Origin of the sequence: Dokdonia sinensis (assembly GCF_003688895.1) — a bacterium.
Taxonomy (GTDB): domain Bacteria; phylum Bacteroidota; class Bacteroidia; order Flavobacteriales; family Flavobacteriaceae; genus Dokdonia; species Dokdonia sinensis.
Window position 1 is genome coordinate 158,410 of sequence record NZ_REFV01000006.1, and the last position, 20,402, is coordinate 178,811.

Sequence of the window (20,402 nt, forward strand, 5' to 3'; positions counted from 1 at the left end):
AAAAAATGCAAAATTTTAGCTATATTATGAATTGCATTGGACACTCTTTTAACCTATTTTTGCGATTGAAAACCATTTAATTATGAAGACAAATACTGCTCACAAAGCTTCTCTTTCATTTGATGATTTTAAAGCCTCTGTGCTAGAAGATTATCGTGTTGCTGTGACAAGTCGTGAGTGCAGTCTTCTGGGGCGAAGGGAAGTTCTTACTGGTAAAGCAAAATTTGGAATTTTTGGAGATGGGAAAGAGGTGCCACAGCTTGCTTGGGCTCGTGCTTTTAAAAATGGAGACTTTAGATCTGGTTATTATAGAGATCAGACATTTATGATGGCCATAGGCGAGTTAACTATCACTCAATTTTTTGCCGGATTATATGCTCATACAGATCTTAATTACGATCCTATGAGTGCTGGAAAACAAATGGGCGGTCACTTTGCCACACATAGTCTTGATAAAAATGGTAATTGGAAAAACCTTTTAGAACAAAAAAACTCAAGTGCAGACATTTCTCCCACTGCCGGGCAAATGCCTAGACTCTTAGGACTCGCACAAGCTTCGAAAATTTATAGAAATGTAGCCACAACAAATAAAGATAATTTCTCTGACAATGGTAATGAAGTAGCTTGGGGTACTATAGGTAATGCGAGCACGAGTGAAGGCCTGTTTTTTGAAACTATAAATGCCGCTGGAGTATTGCAAGTTCCTATGGTTATTAATGTATGGGATGATGAATATGGAATCTCTGTACACGCAAGACATCAGACGACAAAAGAAAATATATCAGAAATTCTCTCAGGATTCCAGCGCACAGAGGCCGAAAAAGGTTACGAAATAATTCGAGTAAAAGGTTGGGACTACCCTGCACTAGTTGAAGCTTATGAAAAAGCAGGAGCCATCGCGAGAAATGAGCACGTTCCTGTACTCGTACACGTTAATGAACTAACCCAGCCGCAGGGACACTCTACCTCTGGTTCTCATGAGAGATATAAAGATGAGGATCGTCTTGAGTGGGAAAGAGCGCACGACTGTAATCTAAAGATGAGAGAATGGCTAATAAGTCAGGGACTAGCTACAGATGAGGAATTACAGGAAATAGAAAAAGGAATAAAAAAAGAGGTACGCGACGGCAAAAAAGAGGCTTGGACTTCTTTTATGAAGCCTATAAAATCTGAACAATCAAGTTTAGTAGGTCTAATCAAGAACCTAATACAAGAAAGTGCAAATGGTGTTTTTTTAAAACCTTTACTAAAGGAATTAGAAGAAAATAAAGAACCTTTAAAATCTGATTTGCTCAAAATCGCAAGAAGATCTCTTCGATTTGTTATCGGAGAATCCAGCACAGCAAAAGAGGCACTCTTAGCCTGGATTACAACATATATAGACGCAGTACAGCCTCAATACTCTGCTCATTTATATAGCGAGACAGCGTCTAATGCTACTTTAGTAAGAGAGATTAAACCAGAGTATGGAGAAGAAAATCTTGTAGACGGAAGAGTAATTCTGCGAGATAATTTTGATCATATTTTTGGGAACCATACCAATACGTTAATTTTTGGAGAAGATTCAGGCGCAATAGGCGATGTAAATCAGGGGCTTGAGGGACTGCAAGAAAAATATGGAGACTTACGCGTGGCAGATGCTGGTATACGCGAGGCAACAATCCTTGGACAAGGTATAGGAATGGCAATGCGTGGACTACGTCCTATTGCAGAGATTCAATATTTAGATTATTTACTCTATGCTCTACAAATAATGAGTGACGACCTCGCTACACTACGTTATAGGTCTCACGGTCGTCAGAAGGCACCATTAATAGTCCGGACCAGAGGGCATCGCTTAGAAGGAATCTGGCACAGCGGCTCTCAAATGGGAGCAATCATAGCATTACTGCGAGGAATGTACATCCTTACTCCACGCAATATGACAAAAGCCGCAGGGTTTTACAACACGCTATTAGAAAGTGATGAACCAGCACTTATAGTAGAATGTCTAAATGGTTACCGCCTTAAAGAAAATTTACCAACTAATATCGGTCAATTTAGAACGCCAATCGGTGTTGTCGAGACCGTAAAGGAGGGCGTAGATATGACGGTACTTTCCTATGGGAGTACATTGCGTATCGTTCAGGAAGTTGCAAAGGATTTGGTGGCTGTAGGGATTGATATTGAAGTTATAGATGCACAAAGTTTACTGCCATTTGACCTTAATCACGACGTAGTAAAAAGTATTGAAAAAACAAATAGACTTCTCGTAGTAGATGAGGATATGCCAGGAGGAGCAAGTGCTTATTTACTAGATAAAATTCTTAATGAACAAAATGCTTATCAGTATTTAGATTCTAAGCCTGAGTGTCTCGCTTCAAAGCCACATCGTCCTGCCTATGGTACTGATGGAGATTATTTTTCAAAACCTTCGGCAGAAGATATTTTTGAGAAAATTTATGCAATGATGCACGAGGCTGATCCTTTGAGCTACCCTAAATTGAGATAAGAGTATTTTAAAATTATATGAGCCCTGCAGCGATGTGGGGATTTTTTTTACGCTTTCGCGAAAGCGCACCTCTAATTAGTCAAAAAAAATTATTCTGGATACTCAATTCTTAAATGATAAATATTATTAAGCTTACGTTTGAGCACTTTCTTAATCTGCTGGATTTCTTTAAAGGTGATATTTGCATTAAGAAACTGTCCCTCATCCATTTGCTTTTTGACAATTTTTTCGACAAAAGCGTCAATTAAGGTTGATGTAGGATTTTTTAAACTTTTACTTGCTGCTTCTACACTATCTGCCATCATTAAAATAGCTGTCTCTTTACTGAAGGGCAATGGTCCTGGATAACTAAAGTCTTCCTGTTTTACATCGTCATCAACCTCCTTTGCTTTCATGTAAAAATAATAAACCGTGCTCGTCCCGTGATGCGTTCTTATAAAATCAATTACGCGGTCCGGGAGCTTATTTTTTCTTGCAATTTCTATCCCGTTAATAACGTGATCTACAATGATTCTGGCACTTTCCTGAGGTGATAAATCTTCGTGGCTATTTACTCCTGTTGCTTGATTTTCGGTAAAATCTGTAGGATTTGTCATTTTTCCTATATCGTGATAAAGGGCTCCTACCCTAACCAACATGGCATTTGCTCCAATCTCATTTGCCGCAGCCTCACATAAATTTGCAACATTAAGGCTATGGTGAAAAGTACCTGGAGCATCATCTGCTAATTGTTTGAGCAATTTTGTGTTTGTATCTGAAAGTTCTAGAAGCGAGACATCACTTACAAGTCCAAAAATTCTTTCATAAACATATATCAAAGGCTGTACAAATAGCGTCCCTAAACCTGCAAGTCCAAACATTGCAAAATTTTCCCATTTTAAATTGTCTACACTTCCTTCGTGTATAGCGTGAAAAGCAAAATAAGCAATAATATATACCAGAGTAATTTGACCTACGGAGATAAATAGATTTGCTCTTTTGTAAAGCTCTGGAACTGTAAGAATGGTAACAATACCAGCAATCACTTGTAAAAAGAAGTATTCAAAACTATCTGGGACAATAAATCCCAACAATAAAATAGTAATCACGTGTGTAAATAATCCTAATCGTGCATCAAAAAACGCTTTTAAAATAAGCGGAAGTATACACAAAGGAACAACATATACATACTCAGGCTTAAGTTTTACAATAAGCGTCGTGAGCAACACCATTAAGACCACATTGAAGAAAATAAATGTAATCTTCGTATTGTTCATATAAACCTCAAATCGATACGTTTTTATAAACAATACCAGCATTACTAACGCTAGCATTACTAAAAAAATATAACCAAGTAAAATCCAATTGTAGGTCGACTCACTAAAATCTTGTGATTCATATTGTGACTTTAATGACAGTAGCTTAAGTAATGTTTCACCCTCTACAATTTCTCCTCTTGCGACAATCCGACTTCCCTTTGCCACCACACCACGCGTTGGGCTTATTTTAGATAATCCATCTTTAATAGCTGCTTCTGTCAGATCAGAATTAAAAGAAACATTTGTCTTTATATTTTCATAAAGCACTTTGAGCAATTTACCTTTAAGAGGTGCATATGGAGATGTGACGATTTCATTTTCTAAGAATTTTGATACTTGTGCAGTAGTGCGTAACTGACTCAAAGTTATTTGAGATGCTTTATTTCCTTTTTGAAGGTAAATAAGTCTTTCTTCATTAAAACTATAGGCTTGATCTATAACACCAAACTCGTATATAGTATTAAGAAGATCGGTCGTAAACTTTTCTAATTCACTTTTGTCACTACCTAGATTTTTTAGTGTAGAATCATTACTTATTGAAGCTATTTCGTCTTTTACTTTACTAACCGTTGTATTAACTTTTTCTTCATCATAAGTAAAATAGAGAATAGCATTATCTCTAACCGCTTTTTTTTCTTCTTCAATTGATGATTCACTCTTTAGTATGGCAAAGTCATCGTCAGCATAAAGATTATTGTAAGACCAGGGAAATCCTTTCTGAATGTCATACTGAAACTTCCCACTCTTAGGTAAGGTGTATACAATAAGAACCGCACTCGCAACAACTAGTAATAACTTATAAAGAAGGTCTTGATGTTTATAGAAGGACTTGAGATAGTTTTTCATGCGATGATTATCTATCTCAAAAATACTAAAATTTAACTGGGAATTGTTAGGGTTAAAAGTACATCAGCAAGAAATGTAATAGGTCAATTTTCCTTACATTCGCAAAAGAAAACACCCTTAAATAGGAATTGAGATATGAGCAAAAAAGTTGTAATTGTTGCCGCCGTAAGAACACCTATAGGAAGCTTTTTAGGTAAACTTTCCTCCGTAAGCGCTACTAAATTAGGAAGTTCGGCCATTAAAGGTGCTTTGGATAAAATTAACCTAGACCCAAAACTGGTAGATGAAGTTTATATGGGTAATGTTGTACAGGCTGGTGTTGGGCAAGCCCCTGCGAGACAGGCTGCACTTGGAGCTGGTATTCCTGAAACCGTTCCTTGTACTACGGTAAATAAAGTCTGTGCATCGGGAATGAAAGCGGTAAGCAATGCCGCACAAGCAATACTCGTAGGCGATGCAGAAATTGTTGTTGCTGGAGGTATGGAAAATATGAGCTTAATTCCTCATTATGTTCACTTGCGTAATAGTCATAAATTTGGGCCTCAGACTTTTGTAGACGGAATGCAAAAAGATGGCCTTGTAGATGCTTATGACGGAAACGCTATGGGAGTATGTGCAGATGCATGTGCCTCTAGATATGAATTTAGTCGTGAGGATCAAGACAGTTATGCAATTCAGTCCTATGAGCGCAGTGCTGCTGCTTGGAACGCAGGAAAGTTTAAAGATGAAGTAATTCCTGTAGCTGTGCCGCAACGTCGTGGTGATGATATCATTGTCGATACAGACGAAGAATTTACAAACGTTAGAATAGATAAAATACCTGCGCTGCGACCAGCATTTACTAAAGATGGTACAGTAACAGCTGCAAATGCTTCTACCATAAATGATGGAGCAGGAGCTGTAATACTTATGAGCGAAGAAAAAGCAAAAAAACTAAACCTTACTCCGCTATGTACTATAAAGGGGTATGCAGATGCTGCTCAAGAACCAGAATGGTTTACTACCGCTCCGGCGAAAGCTTTGCCCAAAGCACTCGCTAAGGCTGGTGTAACACAAGATGATATAGACTTTTTTGAATTTAACGAGGCTTTTTCAGTAGTAGGACTAGCAAATATGAAATTACTAGGTCTTACAGATAAAAATGTAAATGTAAACGGTGGCGCAGTTTCTCTAGGTCATCCATTAGGATGTAGTGGTGTTAGAATCTTAATCACCCTGATTCATGTTCTAAAACAGAACAATGCAAAACTTGGTGCTGCAGCAATTTGCAATGGTGGTGGCGGCGCCTCTGCAATAGTAATAGAAAATCATATTTAATAATTTCTGTTTCATAAAGTATGCGCTACGGAATATGTCCTCTTAGTATCGTCCCAATGCGAGCTGAACCTTCAGACCGCAGTGAGCTCGTAAACCAAGTACTTTATGGTGAGTATTTTAAGGTTTTAGAACAGCGCAAGAAATGGAGTAAGATTAGACTTGCACACGATAATTACGAGGGGTGGGTAGATAATAAACAATATGTGGAGCTTAATGAAAGTGATTACGCTTTCGCGAAAGCGCAAAAAACAACCTTAACCGCAGATCCCGTGCAATTTGTTACTACTCCTGATGGATCTTTAGTCACGACCGTCTTGGGATCAACAATATCGACAACTTCGCTTCTTGAGCATACTTACGACGGTCAAGTAAAATCGGGGCGGAAAGACAAGATACACCTTATTGAAACAGCATTACTTTACATCAAAGCTCCATATTTATGGGGAGGCAGATCACCTTTCGGTATTGATTGTAGCGGTTTTACACAAATGGTTTACAGACTCAACGGTCATAAATTACTACGTGACGCCTCACAGCAAGCTTCGCAAGGAGAACCTTTAAGTTTTATAGAAGAAAGTCAGGCAGGAGATCTTGCATTTTTTGATAATGCAGATGGGGATATAACTCATGTAGGTATTATTATGGATGATAATTATATAATTCACGCCCACGGTGAAGTACGAATAGATCGCTTAGATCATTCAGGGATTTATAATATTCATTTAAGACGACACACTCACAAATTAAGAGTAATTAAAAAAATTATTTGAAATAAGTTTAATATTCATTCTAGATTCAAAACAAAAAATCCAGTAATTTAAAAATTACTGGATTTTTTGTTTAAAGAATAAGGCAATTATTCTCCTCCCTCAAGAGCGTCTATTTTAGACTTAATAGTATCTGCCTTACTTTGCATATCCAACTGCTGATAGATTCCGTAAAGAGATCTTGCCACCTGAATGTTTTGTGGTTTAGCTGCAAGTGCTTTCTCGAGATAAGGCATAGCGTCTCTATAAATATTCTCGCGCTTTACTTTTAACTCGTCGTACTTTTTAAAATCTGCTTTTGAAGTGCCTAGGGAATTCATTTCATCTACAATCTTTTGCTCACCAGATAAAATTAGAGCCGCTAAGTTATTGTAAGAACTACCATAATCCGGATTGAGCTCAATAGACTTCTTGTAATACAACATAGCTTGTTCCTTATCACCTAACTGATCTGCACTAACTCCAAGATTGTAAAATAATTCTGGTTTTTCGTCTTCACTAGCCAATTTTAAAACCTCTTCGATGCTTTCCTTATACTTATCCATCTTATTCATTTTGAGATAGATATCTGCTTCCGAGCGGAGTAATAAGATATCGTCAGGATTTTCTGCACGAGCATCTGCCATTGCTTGTAACGCTTTGTCATTATCTTCTTTAGAGATGTAGATAAGAGCTATGTTTTTTGCAATTTCGGCGCTTTTTGAGTCAGTAAGTTTAGTGTCCGGCTTGATATGAGTTTTACCAAGTACTGCTATCTCACGTTCTGCGGCATTTCCAAACTCTTCTACTTCTCCCGTCTCAACGTTTGTGGCAATAAGAACCTGCTCTCTTCCTTGGAATTTCATATCCTTGAGTTGCGTATAATATTTAAGCGCAGTATCATAATCCTGACCATTTACAGCATTTGAGGCTGCGTAGTATAAGTATATGGTATCTTTTTTACTCATTTGGTACGCCTGTTCTAGCTTTTGAGCAGCACCTTTAAAATTCTCAGCGTTCTGATCTGCAATGGCACCATTAACAGTATTTGAAATTATGGTATTGAGACCATTCTGTGCATCTTCACTATACTTTGAGTCTTTAAGCATACTAAAAGTCTCTGCAGCTACTTTAAGATCTGCTGCATTTGTATTATTTACACCTAAGTATGCTTGAGCTTTTAAGAGCAAGAATTTCTCTTTTGTCTTTTCATCCATATTTCCCATAAGAGCTTCTGCTGCTCCTACAGCAGCTTTGGCCTGGCCATAACTACCAGACTTTACGGCTTTCTCTATTGCTTTGACTTCTTTCTTTTGAGCAAAGGCTACTGTTGTCAAAGCAAAGGCCAATGCAAATAAAAATTTCGTTTTCATCTTTTAATGTGTGTTAATTATATAAAGGGTTAATCAAATTTAAACATTTTTAGACAACCCATATTTATTTCTATTTATTCCTCCTCGTCAGAGGCTTTAGTATCTTGGATTGTATCTACTTGTGATGTTTCATCTACTTCATCATCATCTATATCATCCTCATCACTCTTTACTTTAGCAACTGCAGCAATGGAGTCATTTCCTTTTAAATTAATCAATCGTACTCCTTGTGTCGCACGACCCATCACTCGTAAAGAAGCAACTTCCATTCGGATGGCAATTCCAGATTTATTAATAATCATAAGATCATCATCATCTGTAACGTTTTTAATCGCAACCAGTTCTCCAGTCTTCTCTGTAACAGAAATAGTTTTTACACCTTTCCCACCACGATTAGTAATTCGGTAATCTTCGAGGCTACTTCGCTTACCGTAACCCTTTTCGGAAACTACAAGAATATTACTCTCCGTATCGTTTACAGATACCATTCCTACCACTTCATCATTATCGTTTGCAAGAGTTATGCCACGAACGCCAGATGCGTTTCTTCCCATCGGTCTCGTCTTACTTTCTTCAAAGCGTATTGCCTTACCAGACTTAAGCGCAAGCATTACCTGACTTTCACCAGTCGTAAGTTTAGCAGAAAGTAGTTCATCTCCCTCTTTAACAGTAATAGCATTAATTCCATTAGTACGAGGACGTGAGTATTGCTCTAGAGCAGTTTTCTTAACCTGACCTTTTTTAGTCGCCATTATAATATAATGGTTATTAATATAATCCTCATCTTTAAGATCACCAGTACACACAAATGCTTTTACTTCATCATCTTGCTCAATATTTATTAGGTTCTGAATCGCTCTTCCTTTTGATGTTTTGCTGCCTTCAGGAATCTCAAACACGCGCATCCAGAAACATTTTCCTTTCTGGGTAAAGAATAACATATACTGGTGGTTCGTACCGACAAAAAGATATTCTAAGAAATCTTCATTACGTGTTGTAGAGGCTTTTGTTCCTACTCCTCCTCTATTTTGAGTTTTGTACTCTGAAAGTGATGTCCTTTTAATATATCCAGCATTAGAAATCGTAATGACTACTTTCTCATCTGGAATAAGATCTGTAATACTCACATCACCTCCTGCATATTCAATTTTTGAACGGCGTTCATCACCATATTTTTCTTTTACTTCGGCAAGTTCTTCACTTATGATTTGCATACGACGCTCTTTTTTGTCAAGAATGTCTTTTAAATCAATTATCGTTGCCATAATTTCATCGTACTCAGAGCGCAATTTATCTTGTTCCAGACCTGTAAGCTGGCGTAGACGCATCTCGACAATTGCCTTTGCTTGTATTTCAGAAAGTTTGAATCGCTCAATGAGGTTTGCGCGAGCTTCATCTGCATTTGAGCTTGCTCTTATGATCGCAATAACTTCGTCGATGTTATCTGAAGCGATGATCAATCCCTCAAGAATATGAGCGCGCTCCTCTGCTTTATTAAGTAGGTATTTTGTACGGCGCACAACAACCTCGTGGCGATGCTCTACAAAGTGATGGATCATATCCTTCAAGTTGAGCATTTGAGGACGTCCTTTTACAAGGGCGATATTGTTTACACTAAAAGAAGATTGCAGGGCAGTATACTTAAATAAGGTGTTCATTACGATATTCGGGATCGCATCACGTTTTAAAACGTAAACGATACGCATACCGTTGCGGTCAGACTCATCACGTATAGCAGAAATTCCTTCGATTTTCTTATCGTTAATCATATCTGCGGTTTTCTTAATCATATCTGCCTTATTGACCTGATATGGAATCTCGCTCACAATGATACACTCACGACCTTTTACTTCTTCTATCTCTGCTTTTGCACGCATTACTACACGACCACGACCAGTTTTAAAAGCTTCACGCACTCCGTCGTAACCATATATAATCCCACCGGTAGGGAAATCTGGTGCTTTTATATGCTCAATCAGTTCGTCTATTGTAATATCGTGGTTTTCAATATAGGCCTGAATACCATCGATAACTTCAGATAAGTTATGCGGTGGCATATTAGTCGCCATACCTACTGCAATTCCTGATGCTCCATTTATAAGGAGACCTGGCACACGCGTTGGGAGTACCGTAGGTTCTTTTAAAGTATCATCAAAGTTGAGTTGATGATCTACCGTATCTTTATCGATGTCTGCCATCATATCCTCGGATATCTTGCGCATTCTCGCCTCCGTATAACGCATAGCCGCCGGGCTATCTCCATCTACAGAGCCAAAGTTACCTTGACCATCTACAAGCATATAGCGTAAGCTCCACTCCTGAGCCATACGAACCATTGCATCGTAAACAGAAGTATCACCGTGTGGGTGATATTTACCTAATACTTCTCCTACGATTCTTGCACTTTTTTTATGTGCACTATTTGCACGTATTCCCAACTCGTGCATTCCGAAAAGAACACGGCGGTGCACAGGTTTCATACCATCGCGTACATCTGGCAAAGCACGGGAAACAATAACCGACATCGAGTAGTCGATGTAGGCAGATTTCATTTCATCTTCAATATTAATCGGGATCAGTTTTTCTCCTCCAGCCATATATAATTTGATTAGATTTAAGTCAAAATTTACTAGCTAGCAATGTAGCGATTTTAAAGGGGTTTTGAGTGTTTACGCTTTCGCGAAAGCGGACTTTTTATCAACAATATTTAACAACTATTTTTAATAACTCTGACACAACATTCTTGGCAAACTGTCAGTTATTTTGTCAATTAGCTACTAACAGTTTAAGGCGGAATGGTTTTTGCCCTTTATTGCTTAAATTTACAGATAACAGAAAAGGAAGATTGAAGTATGGATGATAATTTTTCACCAAGAGTCAAAGACGTAATCGCCTACAGTAAAGAGGAAGCATTGCGCTTAGGACACGATTTTATAGGTACTGAGCATTTACTGCTTGGATTATTGAGAGACGGTAGCGGCAAGGCCATAGATATTTTAGGCGCTTTAGATATAGATTTAGAACATCTACGTCGTAAAGTCGAAATACTGAGCCCTGCAAACCCAAATATTGCGCTACAAGGAAATGATAAGAAAAACTTGCACCTCACAAGACAGGCGGAGCGTGCTTTAAAAACAACATTTCTCGAAGCAAAACTTTTCCAAAGTTCAAGCATTAATACGGCTCACCTTCTGCTCTGTGTTCTTAGAAACGAAAACGATCCCACAACAAAGCTTCTTAATAAGCTTAAGGTAGATTATGATAATGTTAAAGACCAGTTTAAAGTTATGATGTCAAGTGAAGATGAAAATTATATAGAGCCTATAAAGTCAGAATCATTTAGTGAAGATGAGACTTCTGGTGATGATGCATCAAAGGATAATCCTTTTAGCGCTCCTTCAGGAAATAAAGGAGCTACAAAGAAAAGTAAAACACCTGTCCTAGATAACTTTGGCAGGGATCTTACTACGATGGCAGAAGAAGATAAACTTGATCCTGTCGTAGGTAGAGGAAAAGAAATAGAGCGCGTATCGCAAATACTAAGTAGACGGAAAAAAAATAACCCGCTTCTCATAGGTGAGCCTGGTGTGGGTAAATCTGCTATTGCAGAAGGGCTGGCGTTGCGCATCGTGCAACGTAAAGTTTCACGAATTCTTTTTGATAAACGAGTAGTTACGCTTGATCTTGCGAGTCTAGTTGCGGGAACCAAGTACCGTGGACAGTTTGAAGAGCGTATGAAGGCGGTGATGAATGAGCTTGAGAAAAATGATGACATTATTCTCTTTATAGATGAGATTCATACGATTGTAGGTGCTGGAGGAGCTACTGGCTCCCTAGATGCCTCTAATATGTTTAAACCTGCCCTCGCTCGAGGCGAAATACAATGTATAGGAGCAACAACTTTAGATGAATACAGACAGTATATTGAAAAAGATGGAGCCCTTGAGAGACGTTTTCAAAAGGTTATTGTAGAACCAACTTCAGTTGAAGAAACAATCGAAATCCTGGACAATATAAAAGGCAAGTACGAAGAGCATCATAACGTAACGTATACTGATGAAGCTATAAAAGCTTGTGTTACACTTACAAATCGATATATGACTGATAGGTTCCTGCCGGATAAAGCAATAGATGCTCTGGATGAAGCTGGTTCACGTGTGCATATCACAAATATAGACGTACCAAAGAAAATTCTCGAACTCGAAGGACAACTTGAACAAGTACGCGAGCTCAAAACATCTGTTGTTAAAAAGCAGAAGTATGAAGAAGCTGCAAAACTTAGAGATGATGAGAAGAAAATAGAAAAAGAACTTGCTACTGCCCAAAAGCAATGGGAGGATGACGCAAAACTTCACAAAGAAGAAGTAAGTGAGGACAATGTCGCAGATGTGGTTAGTATGATGACTGGAATTCCTGTAAATCGTATCGCACAGACAGAAAGTAATAAACTTGCAGAACTTCCTGCAACTATCAAAACAAAGGTTATCGGTCAGGATGATGCTGTAGCTAAAGTTGCCAAAGCTATACAGCGTAATCGTGCAGGTCTCAAAGACCCTAATAAGCCCATAGGTTCATTTATATTCTTAGGGCAAACAGGAGTAGGAAAAACACAATTAGCAAAAGTTCTAGCAAAAGAGCTTTTTGATAACGAGGATTCTCTAATTCGTATTGATATGAGTGAGTATATGGAAAAGTTTGCCATATCTCGATTAGTTGGAGCACCTCCTGGGTATGTAGGATACGAAGAAGGTGGACAACTTACCGAGAAAGTGCGCAGAAAACCATATTCTGTGATACTTCTGGATGAGATAGAAAAGGCACATCCAGACGTTTTTAATATGATGCTTCAAGTCTTAGATGATGGGTTTTTAACAGATTCTCTTGGTCGTAAGATAGATTTTAGAAACACGATTATCATAATGACTTCTAATATTGGAGCTCGTAAATTAAAGGACTTTGGTCAAGGTGTAGGATTTGGTACAGCGAGTCGCAAGACACAGTCTGATGAAAATGCTCGAAGTATTATACAGAATGCACTCAAGAAGGCTTTTGCTCCTGAGTTCCTAAATAGGATTGATGACGTTGTAGTCTTTAATGCGCTTGAAAGAGAGGACATTCACAAGATTATCGATATTGAACTAGCAAAGCTTTATTCACGCATTAAAGGTCTCGGATATGACTTATCTCTGAGTGAGAAGGCAAAAGATTACATAAGTGATAAAGGATTTGATAAAGAGTATGGTGCTCGACCACTAAAACGAGCTATCCAGAAATACATTGAAGACGCTCTAGCCGAAGAAATTATAACCTCGAATCTGGAAGAAGGGGATGCTATTTTTATGGATTTTGATGAAAAAGAAGATGAATTAACTATTAAAATTAGCAAGCAAGAACAACCCTCTGAGTCTAAATAGATTTTAGTTTTATTGTATAACAAGGCATACGTCGCTTTTAAAGTCTTCGTATGCCTTTTTTTATTTAATGGGAATTCCGTTTAAAAAAACAGAGATGTCAAAATAGGTGATTCACAGCACATAATATTTTTAAGTCTAAAAATATCCCATAATTCTTTCGTAAATTTAAGGAAACCAGCTGCTTGAGTTTATGATTAAACATTACCACCTAGAAGTTAGTGAAGTATTTATTTATGATAATTTTCTTGTAAATCAAATCTATGAGGGACAGGACATACAACCACACCATAATAATTTGCTTAAGACAATAATCCAAGAACACTTTGCTAGTAGTCCTTTAATATATATTTCAAATAGGCTACACTCCTATTCTGTAAATCCGCTTATATACATTGAGGCGGGACATATAACCAATCTTGTTGCTATGGCAATGGTCATACATGATGATGAGCAACGGAGAATGGCTATGTTTGAAAAAACTTTCTTTAAAAAACCATTTAAAATTTTTGAGAATCTTACAGAGGCAATCGTCTGGTCAAAACAAGAACTTACCAAATTCCAAACGCAAAACACTAAGAACTAAACTTGTAAGTTACTGACTAATGGTTCCTTAAAATCTGGTTTGTTTTATTGGTTTTTTTATTAGTATTTTAGTGTTAAATGTTAATTTTTCATCTCCCTAAATGCAAAAAAAACAATTACTAAAACAGGCCATTTTTGACTTTGGCACAGTACAAATAATAGACAATATTGTTATCGCTGAAATAAATGAAGGTGTAATATTTGATGAAGAACAGAATAAACAGATGCTCGAATTTTGTAGCAATGTCTTAGGTGAACGTTCATACGGTTATATCTCTCATCGCAAAAACTCTTATACTGTTAATCCTACGGTATATCTACAGTCCTCAAAAATATCAAATATGGAGGCTATTGCAATAGTATCATCCAACCCTTCTAACAAACTAAGTGTTTCGGTTGAGAAGATGTTCTTTAAAAATCCCTTTGAAAGCTTTGATACCATAGACCAAGCAAAAAACTGGATGCATAATATTCTAAACTAGCTAAAGAGTTCTGTATCATCAATAGTAAAGGAGCTTAAAAAAGTAATCCCCTTTTGAATATCTTGAGACAGTATCCGATCATTTTCTACAAATGGAACTTCTTGTCTATATGCTGCAATAAATGATTCTAAAAAAGGAGCTGTTTTTAATGGCGCTCTATAATGTATTGCTTGCGATGCGTTGAGCAGCTCGATGGAAAGAATCGTTTCTATGTTGTCTACAACCTTGAGTAATTTTGTTGCGGCATTTGCTCCCATACTCACGTGATCTTCTTGTCCATTAGAGGAGACAATGGAGTCCACACTCGCTGGAGTTGCTAGTTGCTTGTTTTGGCTTACAATGCTAGCCGCCGTATACTGTGGAATCATCATCCCACTATTAAGTCCAGGAGTATCTACAAGAAATGGCGGTAACCCTCGTAGTCCACCTATGAGCTGGTAGGTTCTGCGCTCACTTATACTTCCTAACTCTGCCATTGCTATAGCTAAAAAATCGAGTGCTAGCGCCAGCGGTTGCCCGTGAAAGTTGCCACCGCTTATAATTTTATCGTCTTCGGCAAAAATGTTAGGGTTATCAGTAACACTATTAATTTCTGTTTTAAAGGTTTTTGTGGCACTTGCAATAACGTCTTTTGTAGCACCGTGTACTTGGGGGATACATCTAAAAGAATATGGATCTTGAACATTTACTTTTTCGAGTTCTGCAATTTTGCTCTCAGCGAGAAAGGTTCTTACTCTATCAGCCGTTTTGATCTGACCGCGATGTGGCCTAACAAAATGCACTAATGGATCAAAGGGTGACAAGTTACAATTAAAGGCATCGATAGAAATTGCTCCAATGACATCTGCCAGGTAGGAGAGTTTATGACATTTTAATAAGGCATATACTCCGTAAGCAGCCATAAATTGAGTTCCATTAAGCAAGGCAAGCCCTTCTTTAGATTGAAGTTTAATAGGCTCTAGGTTATGTTTACTTAAATGCTCATCTGCAGGAGCAGTCTTATCACCATCCCATACTAAGCCCTCTCCTATTAAGGGAAGTGCGAGATGTGCTAGTGGTGCGAGATCACCGCTTGCACCCAGAGAACCTTGTGTATAAACTACGGGTAAAATATTTAAATTATAAAAATCTAAAAGACGTTGAACTGTGTTGATATGTACACCGCTGTGCCCATAACTTAGCGATTGTATCTTAAGCAATAACATCAATTTTACAATCTCTTTAGGAACATAACCGCCAGTTCCACAAGCGTGAGACCGGACTAGGTTTTCTTGCAATAATGTAAGATTTTCATTTTGGATGGCGACATTACACAAACTTCCAAAGCCTGTATTAATTCCGTAAAGCGGGACAACACTCCCTGTTACCTTCTCATCAAGATAAGCTCGGGATTTATTGATGTTAAGCCTACTCTCCTCACTAAGCTCGAGTGTGTAGTTTTGATTTATTATTCTTGAAATCGTACTAAGATCTAATATCTCAGAACTTATATAGTGCGTATCACGCATAGTCGGGGTATTGTTTTGGGTTGTCTGGTTGCAATTTCGCAAAAAAACATTCATTCTTATGGATTCTTCAAAAGTACTTACGAACAGACTTGTAAATTCAGAAGACTTTCACATATTCCAATAGCAGTATGGCAAATTTTATATCCTGTCCATAAGTCTCACGATAGATATACAAAATAAAAAATGCTACTCAACAACTGAGTAGCATTTTTGTATTTAATATTACGCTTTCGCGAAAGCGTATATACTATCAAACACCCTTATCAACCATAGTACCTACTTTAGAATCTTTAAAAACGTATGTGTAAAGCCACATTAACGTAAAAGAAGGTACAACGTCAACAAAGGGAATAATTTCTTCTACAAATGTGACAACTCCCGCAACTTTTCCCGCTGTTCCCTTGTACATCTTTGTCATTATCCAAGCAGAAAATGGCGCCCAAGCGATGTCTGCAAAATCACCAACTCCTGGTAGAATCCAACTAGAGGTCAGAATACCCACGGCATCCATAAGAATTCCGATGATGAGTATTTTATATTTATTTGTTGTGTCCATAAGTGATTATATCATTAAATATAACACTTTTGTTAGAACAAAAAAATAGACGTATTTAAGATAAATCAGAGCTTATGAGCTTTAAGAACTCGTTACGAGTTTCCTGCTTTTCAAATTGCCCTCTAAATCCAGAGGTTGTCGTTGTAGAGTTTTGTTTTTGCACACCACGCATCATCATACACATGTGTGCTGCCTCGATAACAACTGCTACTCCTTTGGGTTTTAATGTATCATTTATGCATTCTAAAATATCGTGTGTTAGTCGTTCTTGTACTTGGAGGCGACGTGCAAAAACATCTACAATTCTAGGTAACTTGCTCAAACCTACGATATGACCGTTAGGAATATATGCAATGTGGGCTTTTCCAAAAAATGGTAACATATGATGTTCACATAGAGAATACAGCTCAATATTTTTTACGATAACCATATCATCGTAATCTTCTTTGAACATTGCACCTTTCAGGATGGCGCCCGCATCCATTTCGTAACCTGAGGTTAAGAATTGCATTGCCTTTGCGGCACGCTCAGGGGTTTTTACAATGCCTTCTCGGGTTGTATCTTCTCCTAACTTATTGATAATAGACTCAAAACTATTTTTTACATCCTCAGTTACTTGGATGTTATACTCTTCAAACTGTCTGTATGGCATATTTATTTTTATTGACTAAGTGATGTAGACTTAAGTTGATCTTTAAAAAACTGCTTTAATTTTTGAACTTTTGGGTCTATGATAATTTGGCAATACGGCTGTGAGCGATGAGAGTTGTAATAATCTTGGTGATCCTCATCTGCATAATAAAAGGGACCGAGCTCAGTAACCTCTGTGACAATATCGTTTTCAAAAACAGCAGCTTTATCCAATTGGGCAATAAGCAATTGCGATTCTTGTTTTTGCTGCTCCGTAGTGTAAAAAATTCCTGAACGGTATTGCGTCCCCTTATCATTACCTTGTCGGTTTAGTGTAGTTGGATCGTGAGTAGCAAAGAATATCTCTAAGAGCATTTTAAAAGAGATTATCGAGGGGTCGTAAGTTACCAAAATACCCTCTGCGTGACCAGTCCGACCAGTACAGATCTCTCTGTAAGCAGGGTTCTTAATAGTGCCGCCCGTATAACCTGAGTTTGCCGAAATTACACCTGCAACTCTTTGAAAAACCGCCTCTGTGCACCAAAAGCATCCAGCAGCAAAAACTACTTTTTCTAAATTTATATTTTCCTTTTTCATAGATTGACTGCAAGATAAGAACTGTTGAACTATTTTTATCTTTGCTTAAACGAAATAATTCTTTTTTTAACTTATAATTAATAATCCTAGATAATCGAACTTATAGATTTGTACTTCATCAAGTTCTATTTATGCGACAATTTTTGTTGAGCGTTTTTGTCGCTCTAGTTTCTTTTTTTATAAATGCTCAGGAATCAAAAACGATTCGGGCTACTCGTATAACAAATGCACCAAAGATCGATGGGATTCTAGATGATACTGTCTGGAAAAACTTACCTACCTATAATCAATTTTATATGCTAGAACCTAGTAATGAAGGTCTAGCAGCACCAGAGGTGCAAACGGAAATAAAACTCGCCTATGATGACCTAGCAGTTTATGTAGCCGCCTATATGTATGATGACCAGCCTGAACTTATTCCGATGCAGTTTAGCCAACGAGATGAAGTCTTTGTACAGGCAGATCAATTTATGGTGGCGCTTAACACGTACAATGATGGAATAAACGAAACTAGATTTTGGGTCACTAGTGCAGGAACTATAGGAGATTCTAGGCTTACACTAAATAATCAAGATTTTGGATTTAACGTTGTATTCCAATGTCGTGTATCTCTAGACGATAAAGGCTGGTACGCCGAATTTAAGATACCCTATAATACACTTCGTTTTCCTGAGATAGATGTGCAAGATTGGAGTATAAATTTCTTTAGGCGATTAGTACGTCAGAATGAAACGCATTCTTTTAATAGAGTAAACAAGTCTATAGGCAGAGAGGCTCAATATAGCGCACCGGTTACAGGTGTTAGAGACATAGACCCTCCTGTGAGACTTACATTTTTTCCTTTCGCGCAGGCGAGTCAAACTATATTTGACGGAGAAAGTACTACAGAATTCTCTGGTGGGATGGATGTAAAATATGGTTTAAGCGACAGTTTTACGCTAGATGCGCAATTAATACCTGATTTTGGACAGGTAGCCTTTGACGCAGTTCGACTTAATTTGGGTCCATTTGAGCAAACCTTTAGTGAGAATAGAGCATTTTTTACCGAGGGAATTGATTTATTTAACAAGGGAAGAATTTTCTTTTCTAGACGCATAGGAGGTGCGCCTACTGGCCGTATCGATCTCAATGATAATGAGACTATCACAAATTCACCTAGTAAAGTAAATCTCATAAACTCGATAAAGGTCTCAGGACGAACAAAAAATAACTTAGGTGTAGGAATTTTAAATTCTATTACAGAACAAACTTTTGCTACGGTAGAAGATTCTGAGACTGGGACAATGCGAGAGGCAGAGATTGAACCATTGACAAACTATAATGTGGTTGTTCTTGACCAACAGTTTAATCAAAATTCATCTGTATCCCTCATTAATACTAATGTTACCCGCAACGGAAGTAATAATAGAGATGCAAACGTATCAGGACTGGTCTTTAGCCTTGCTAATAAAGAAAATAGCTTTCTTGCTTCTGGTAGAACTATTGTGAGTAATGTAAATGGTCTGGAAGGTCTGAAGACAGGCTTTAGTTCTGAGTTTGATTTTTTTAGAACTAAGGGTAATTTTAGATATCGATTTGGTCACGACTTTGCAAATACGACCTACGATATCAATGATTTAGGACTGAATTTTAGAAATAATTTTAACAGTTTTGCAGCTGGAAGTTCCTATGAGACCTTTGAACCTGTAGGTGTATTTAACAGACTTCGTTTCAGTATTACTGGTAGACATAGAAGACTTTATAGGCCAGATGTTGAGACGGGAACAAGCTTTGATTTTGACACCTTCTTTGCCTTAAAGACTAGGGATGCTTTCGGAATTGATTTTGACTATGATTCTCCAGAAAACGATTATTTCGAACCGCGATCCCCTGGACGTTTTGTTATTTATGATGAAAAATATGGAGCAAGTGGGTTTATCTCTACTGATTATAGAAGACGACTTGCGATCGATATACGTGGTGGTTTTCAAGATTGGGTAGATGTAGATGATCAATTTTTTTACAGGCTCAATATCTCTCCGAGATATAGATTTTCAGAAAAACTATTACTTATCCTAGAGTCCAGTTATCGTAATAACACTAACAACTTTGGATGGGTAGATAGCTCGGATACCGAAATTTTCTTTGGTAGAAGAGATATAACATCCTTAGAGAATACGCTAAGTATTGCATATAACTTTGACCCTTATAAGGCAATAAATCTGAGATTCCGTAATTTCTGGAGTACTGCAGACTATAGTGACGATACGTTTTTTACCCTGAATGAAGACGGTACACGAACACCTACAAATTATGATCTCGCAGAGCGTCGTGACCCGAATACAAATTTTAATATTTGGAACTTGGATTTGAGCTTTAGATGGAGATTTGCCCCAGGAAGCGAAGCCTCTCTACTCTACCGTAATCAAATCTTTAATCAAGATGAGTTATCGCAGCTAGGATATTCTGAAAGTTTAGATAGTTTATTTGATCAACCCATACAGCATACCGTATCTCTAAGGGTTACATATTTTATAGATTACAATAACATTAAAGGGATCTTTAATAAGACAGAATCTTAGT

14 protein-coding genes are annotated in these 20,402 nt (G+C 37.6%); 7 read left to right on the forward strand and 7 right to left on the reverse strand.

The genetic code is table 11. The annotated features are described in order from the left end of the window. Positions 1-82 precede the first annotated feature (82 nt). On the forward strand, positions 83-2,491 hold the full coding sequence (locus EAX61_RS08060) for an alpha-ketoacid dehydrogenase subunit alpha/beta (protein WP_121917167.1): 2,409 nt from the start codon (positions 83-85) through the stop codon (positions 2,489-2,491). 89 nt (positions 2,492-2,580) lie between these two features. Here EAX61_RS08060 and EAX61_RS08065 read toward each other — a convergent pair whose 3' ends face one another. Further along, positions 2,581-4,635: an HD family phosphohydrolase gene (locus tag EAX61_RS08065; protein WP_121917168.1), complete on the reverse strand. Its 2,055-nt coding sequence runs from the start codon at positions 4,633-4,635 to the stop codon at positions 2,581-2,583. A 135-nt stretch (positions 4,636-4,770) separates the two neighbouring features. Between EAX61_RS08065 and EAX61_RS08070 the strand changes: the two genes are divergently transcribed. Together EAX61_RS08070 and EAX61_RS08075 are read left to right on the forward strand one after the other, a co-directional pair. After that, complete coding sequence (locus EAX61_RS08070; protein WP_121917169.1) at positions 4,771-5,952, forward strand: acetyl-CoA C-acyltransferase; 1,182 nt, start codon at positions 4,771-4,773, stop codon at positions 5,950-5,952. Between the two features lie 20 nt (positions 5,953-5,972). Continuing rightward, complete coding sequence (locus tag EAX61_RS08075) at positions 5,973-6,722, forward strand: C40 family peptidase (protein ID WP_121917170.1); 750 nt, start codon at positions 5,973-5,975, stop codon at positions 6,720-6,722. Positions 6,723-6,808: 86 nt separating this feature from the next. Here the strand turns inward: EAX61_RS08075 and EAX61_RS08080 are convergent, their stop codons facing one another. Together EAX61_RS08080 and gyrA are read right to left on the reverse strand one after the other, a co-directional pair. Beyond that, positions 6,809-8,071, reverse strand: a complete 1,263-nt coding sequence (locus EAX61_RS08080; RefSeq protein WP_121917171.1) for a tetratricopeptide repeat protein — start codon at positions 8,069-8,071, stop codon at positions 6,809-6,811. Between the two features lie 74 nt (positions 8,072-8,145). Beyond that, positions 8,146-10,668 (reverse strand): DNA gyrase subunit A, encoded by a 2,523-nt coding sequence (gene gyrA, locus EAX61_RS08085; protein ID WP_121917172.1) that lies wholly within the window; start codon positions 10,666-10,668, stop codon positions 8,146-8,148. Positions 10,669-10,923: 255 nt separating this feature from the next. Between gyrA and EAX61_RS08090 the strand changes: the two genes are divergently transcribed. The 3 genes from EAX61_RS08090 (at position 10,924) to EAX61_RS08100 (ending at position 14,549) form a co-directional block, all read left to right on the forward strand. After that, positions 10,924-13,485: an ATP-dependent Clp protease ATP-binding subunit gene (locus EAX61_RS08090; protein WP_121917173.1), complete on the forward strand. Its 2,562-nt coding sequence runs from the start codon at positions 10,924-10,926 to the stop codon at positions 13,483-13,485. Between the two features lie 190 nt (positions 13,486-13,675). Next, on the forward strand, positions 13,676-14,068 hold the full coding sequence (locus EAX61_RS08095; RefSeq protein ID WP_121917174.1) for a hypothetical protein: 393 nt from the start codon (positions 13,676-13,678) through the stop codon (positions 14,066-14,068). A 100-nt stretch (positions 14,069-14,168) separates the two neighbouring features. Then, positions 14,169-14,549: a DUF7793 family protein gene (locus EAX61_RS08100; RefSeq protein WP_121917175.1), complete on the forward strand. Its 381-nt coding sequence runs from the start codon at positions 14,169-14,171 to the stop codon at positions 14,547-14,549. Here the strand turns inward: EAX61_RS08100 and hutH are convergent. The 4 genes from hutH to msrA form a co-directional block, all read right to left on the reverse strand. Further along, positions 14,546-16,057 (reverse strand): histidine ammonia-lyase, encoded by a 1,512-nt coding sequence (gene hutH / locus EAX61_RS08105; RefSeq protein WP_121917176.1) that lies wholly within the window; start codon positions 16,055-16,057, stop codon positions 14,546-14,548. The genes EAX61_RS08100 and hutH overlap by 4 nt on opposite strands. A 250-nt stretch (positions 16,058-16,307) precedes the next feature. After that, entirely contained in the window at positions 16,308-16,613 is a 306-nt protein-coding gene (locus tag EAX61_RS08110; protein ID WP_121917177.1) for a hypothetical protein, read from the reverse strand. A 55-nt stretch (positions 16,614-16,668) separates the two neighbouring features. Continuing rightward, a complete protein-coding gene (gene folE, locus EAX61_RS08115) occupies positions 16,669-17,265 on the reverse strand; it encodes a GTP cyclohydrolase I FolE (RefSeq protein ID WP_121917178.1) in 597 nt (198 codons plus the stop codon). An 8-nt stretch (positions 17,266-17,273) separates the two neighbouring features. Continuing rightward, the gene (gene msrA, locus EAX61_RS08120) at positions 17,274-17,840 is read right to left on the reverse strand and encodes a peptide-methionine (S)-S-oxide reductase MsrA (protein ID WP_121917179.1); all 567 of its coding nucleotides are present in this window, start codon (positions 17,838-17,840) and stop codon (positions 17,274-17,276) included. Between the two features lie 131 nt (positions 17,841-17,971). Here msrA and EAX61_RS08125 point away from each other — a divergent pair, with 131 nt between their 5' ends. Next, positions 17,972-20,401, forward strand: a complete 2,430-nt coding sequence (locus tag EAX61_RS08125) for a DUF5916 domain-containing protein (protein ID WP_121917180.1) — start codon at positions 17,972-17,974, stop codon at positions 20,399-20,401. The last annotated feature ends 1 nt before the right edge of the window (position 20,402 follow it).

Excerpts from the sequence above, each read along its gene's own strand:
- EAX61_RS08060 (WP_121917167.1), top strand. The coding sequence starts at position 83 with ATGAAGACAAATACTGCTCACAAAGCTTCTCTTTCATTTGATGATTTT.
- EAX61_RS08065 (WP_121917168.1), bottom strand. The coding sequence starts at position 4,635 with ATGAAAAACTATCTCAAGTCCTTCTATAAACATCAAGACCTTCTTTAT.
- EAX61_RS08070 (WP_121917169.1), top strand. The coding sequence starts at position 4,771 with ATGAGCAAAAAAGTTGTAATTGTTGCCGCCGTAAGAACACCTATAGGA.
- EAX61_RS08075 (WP_121917170.1), top strand. The coding sequence starts at position 5,973 with ATGCGCTACGGAATATGTCCTCTTAGTATCGTCCCAATGCGAGCTGAA.
- EAX61_RS08080 (WP_121917171.1), bottom strand. The coding sequence starts at position 8,071 with ATGAAAACGAAATTTTTATTTGCATTGGCCTTTGCTTTGACAACAGTA.
- gyrA (WP_121917172.1), bottom strand. The coding sequence starts at position 10,668 with ATGGCTGGAGGAGAAAAACTGATCCCGATTAATATTGAAGATGAAATG.
- EAX61_RS08090 (WP_121917173.1), top strand. The coding sequence starts at position 10,924 with ATGGATGATAATTTTTCACCAAGAGTCAAAGACGTAATCGCCTACAGT.
- EAX61_RS08095 (WP_121917174.1), top strand. The coding sequence starts at position 13,676 with ATGATTAAACATTACCACCTAGAAGTTAGTGAAGTATTTATTTATGAT.
- EAX61_RS08100 (WP_121917175.1), top strand. The coding sequence starts at position 14,169 with ATGCAAAAAAAACAATTACTAAAACAGGCCATTTTTGACTTTGGCACA.
- hutH (WP_121917176.1), bottom strand. The coding sequence starts at position 16,057 with ATGCGTGATACGCACTATATAAGTTCTGAGATATTAGATCTTAGTACG.
- EAX61_RS08110 (WP_121917177.1), bottom strand. The coding sequence starts at position 16,613 with ATGGACACAACAAATAAATATAAAATACTCATCATCGGAATTCTTATG.
- folE (WP_121917178.1), bottom strand. The coding sequence starts at position 17,265 with ATGCCATACAGACAGTTTGAAGAGTATAACATCCAAGTAACTGAGGAT.
- msrA (WP_121917179.1), bottom strand. The coding sequence starts at position 17,840 with ATGAAAAAGGAAAATATAAATTTAGAAAAAGTAGTTTTTGCTGCTGGA.
- EAX61_RS08125 (WP_121917180.1), top strand. The coding sequence starts at position 17,972 with ATGCGACAATTTTTGTTGAGCGTTTTTGTCGCTCTAGTTTCTTTTTTT.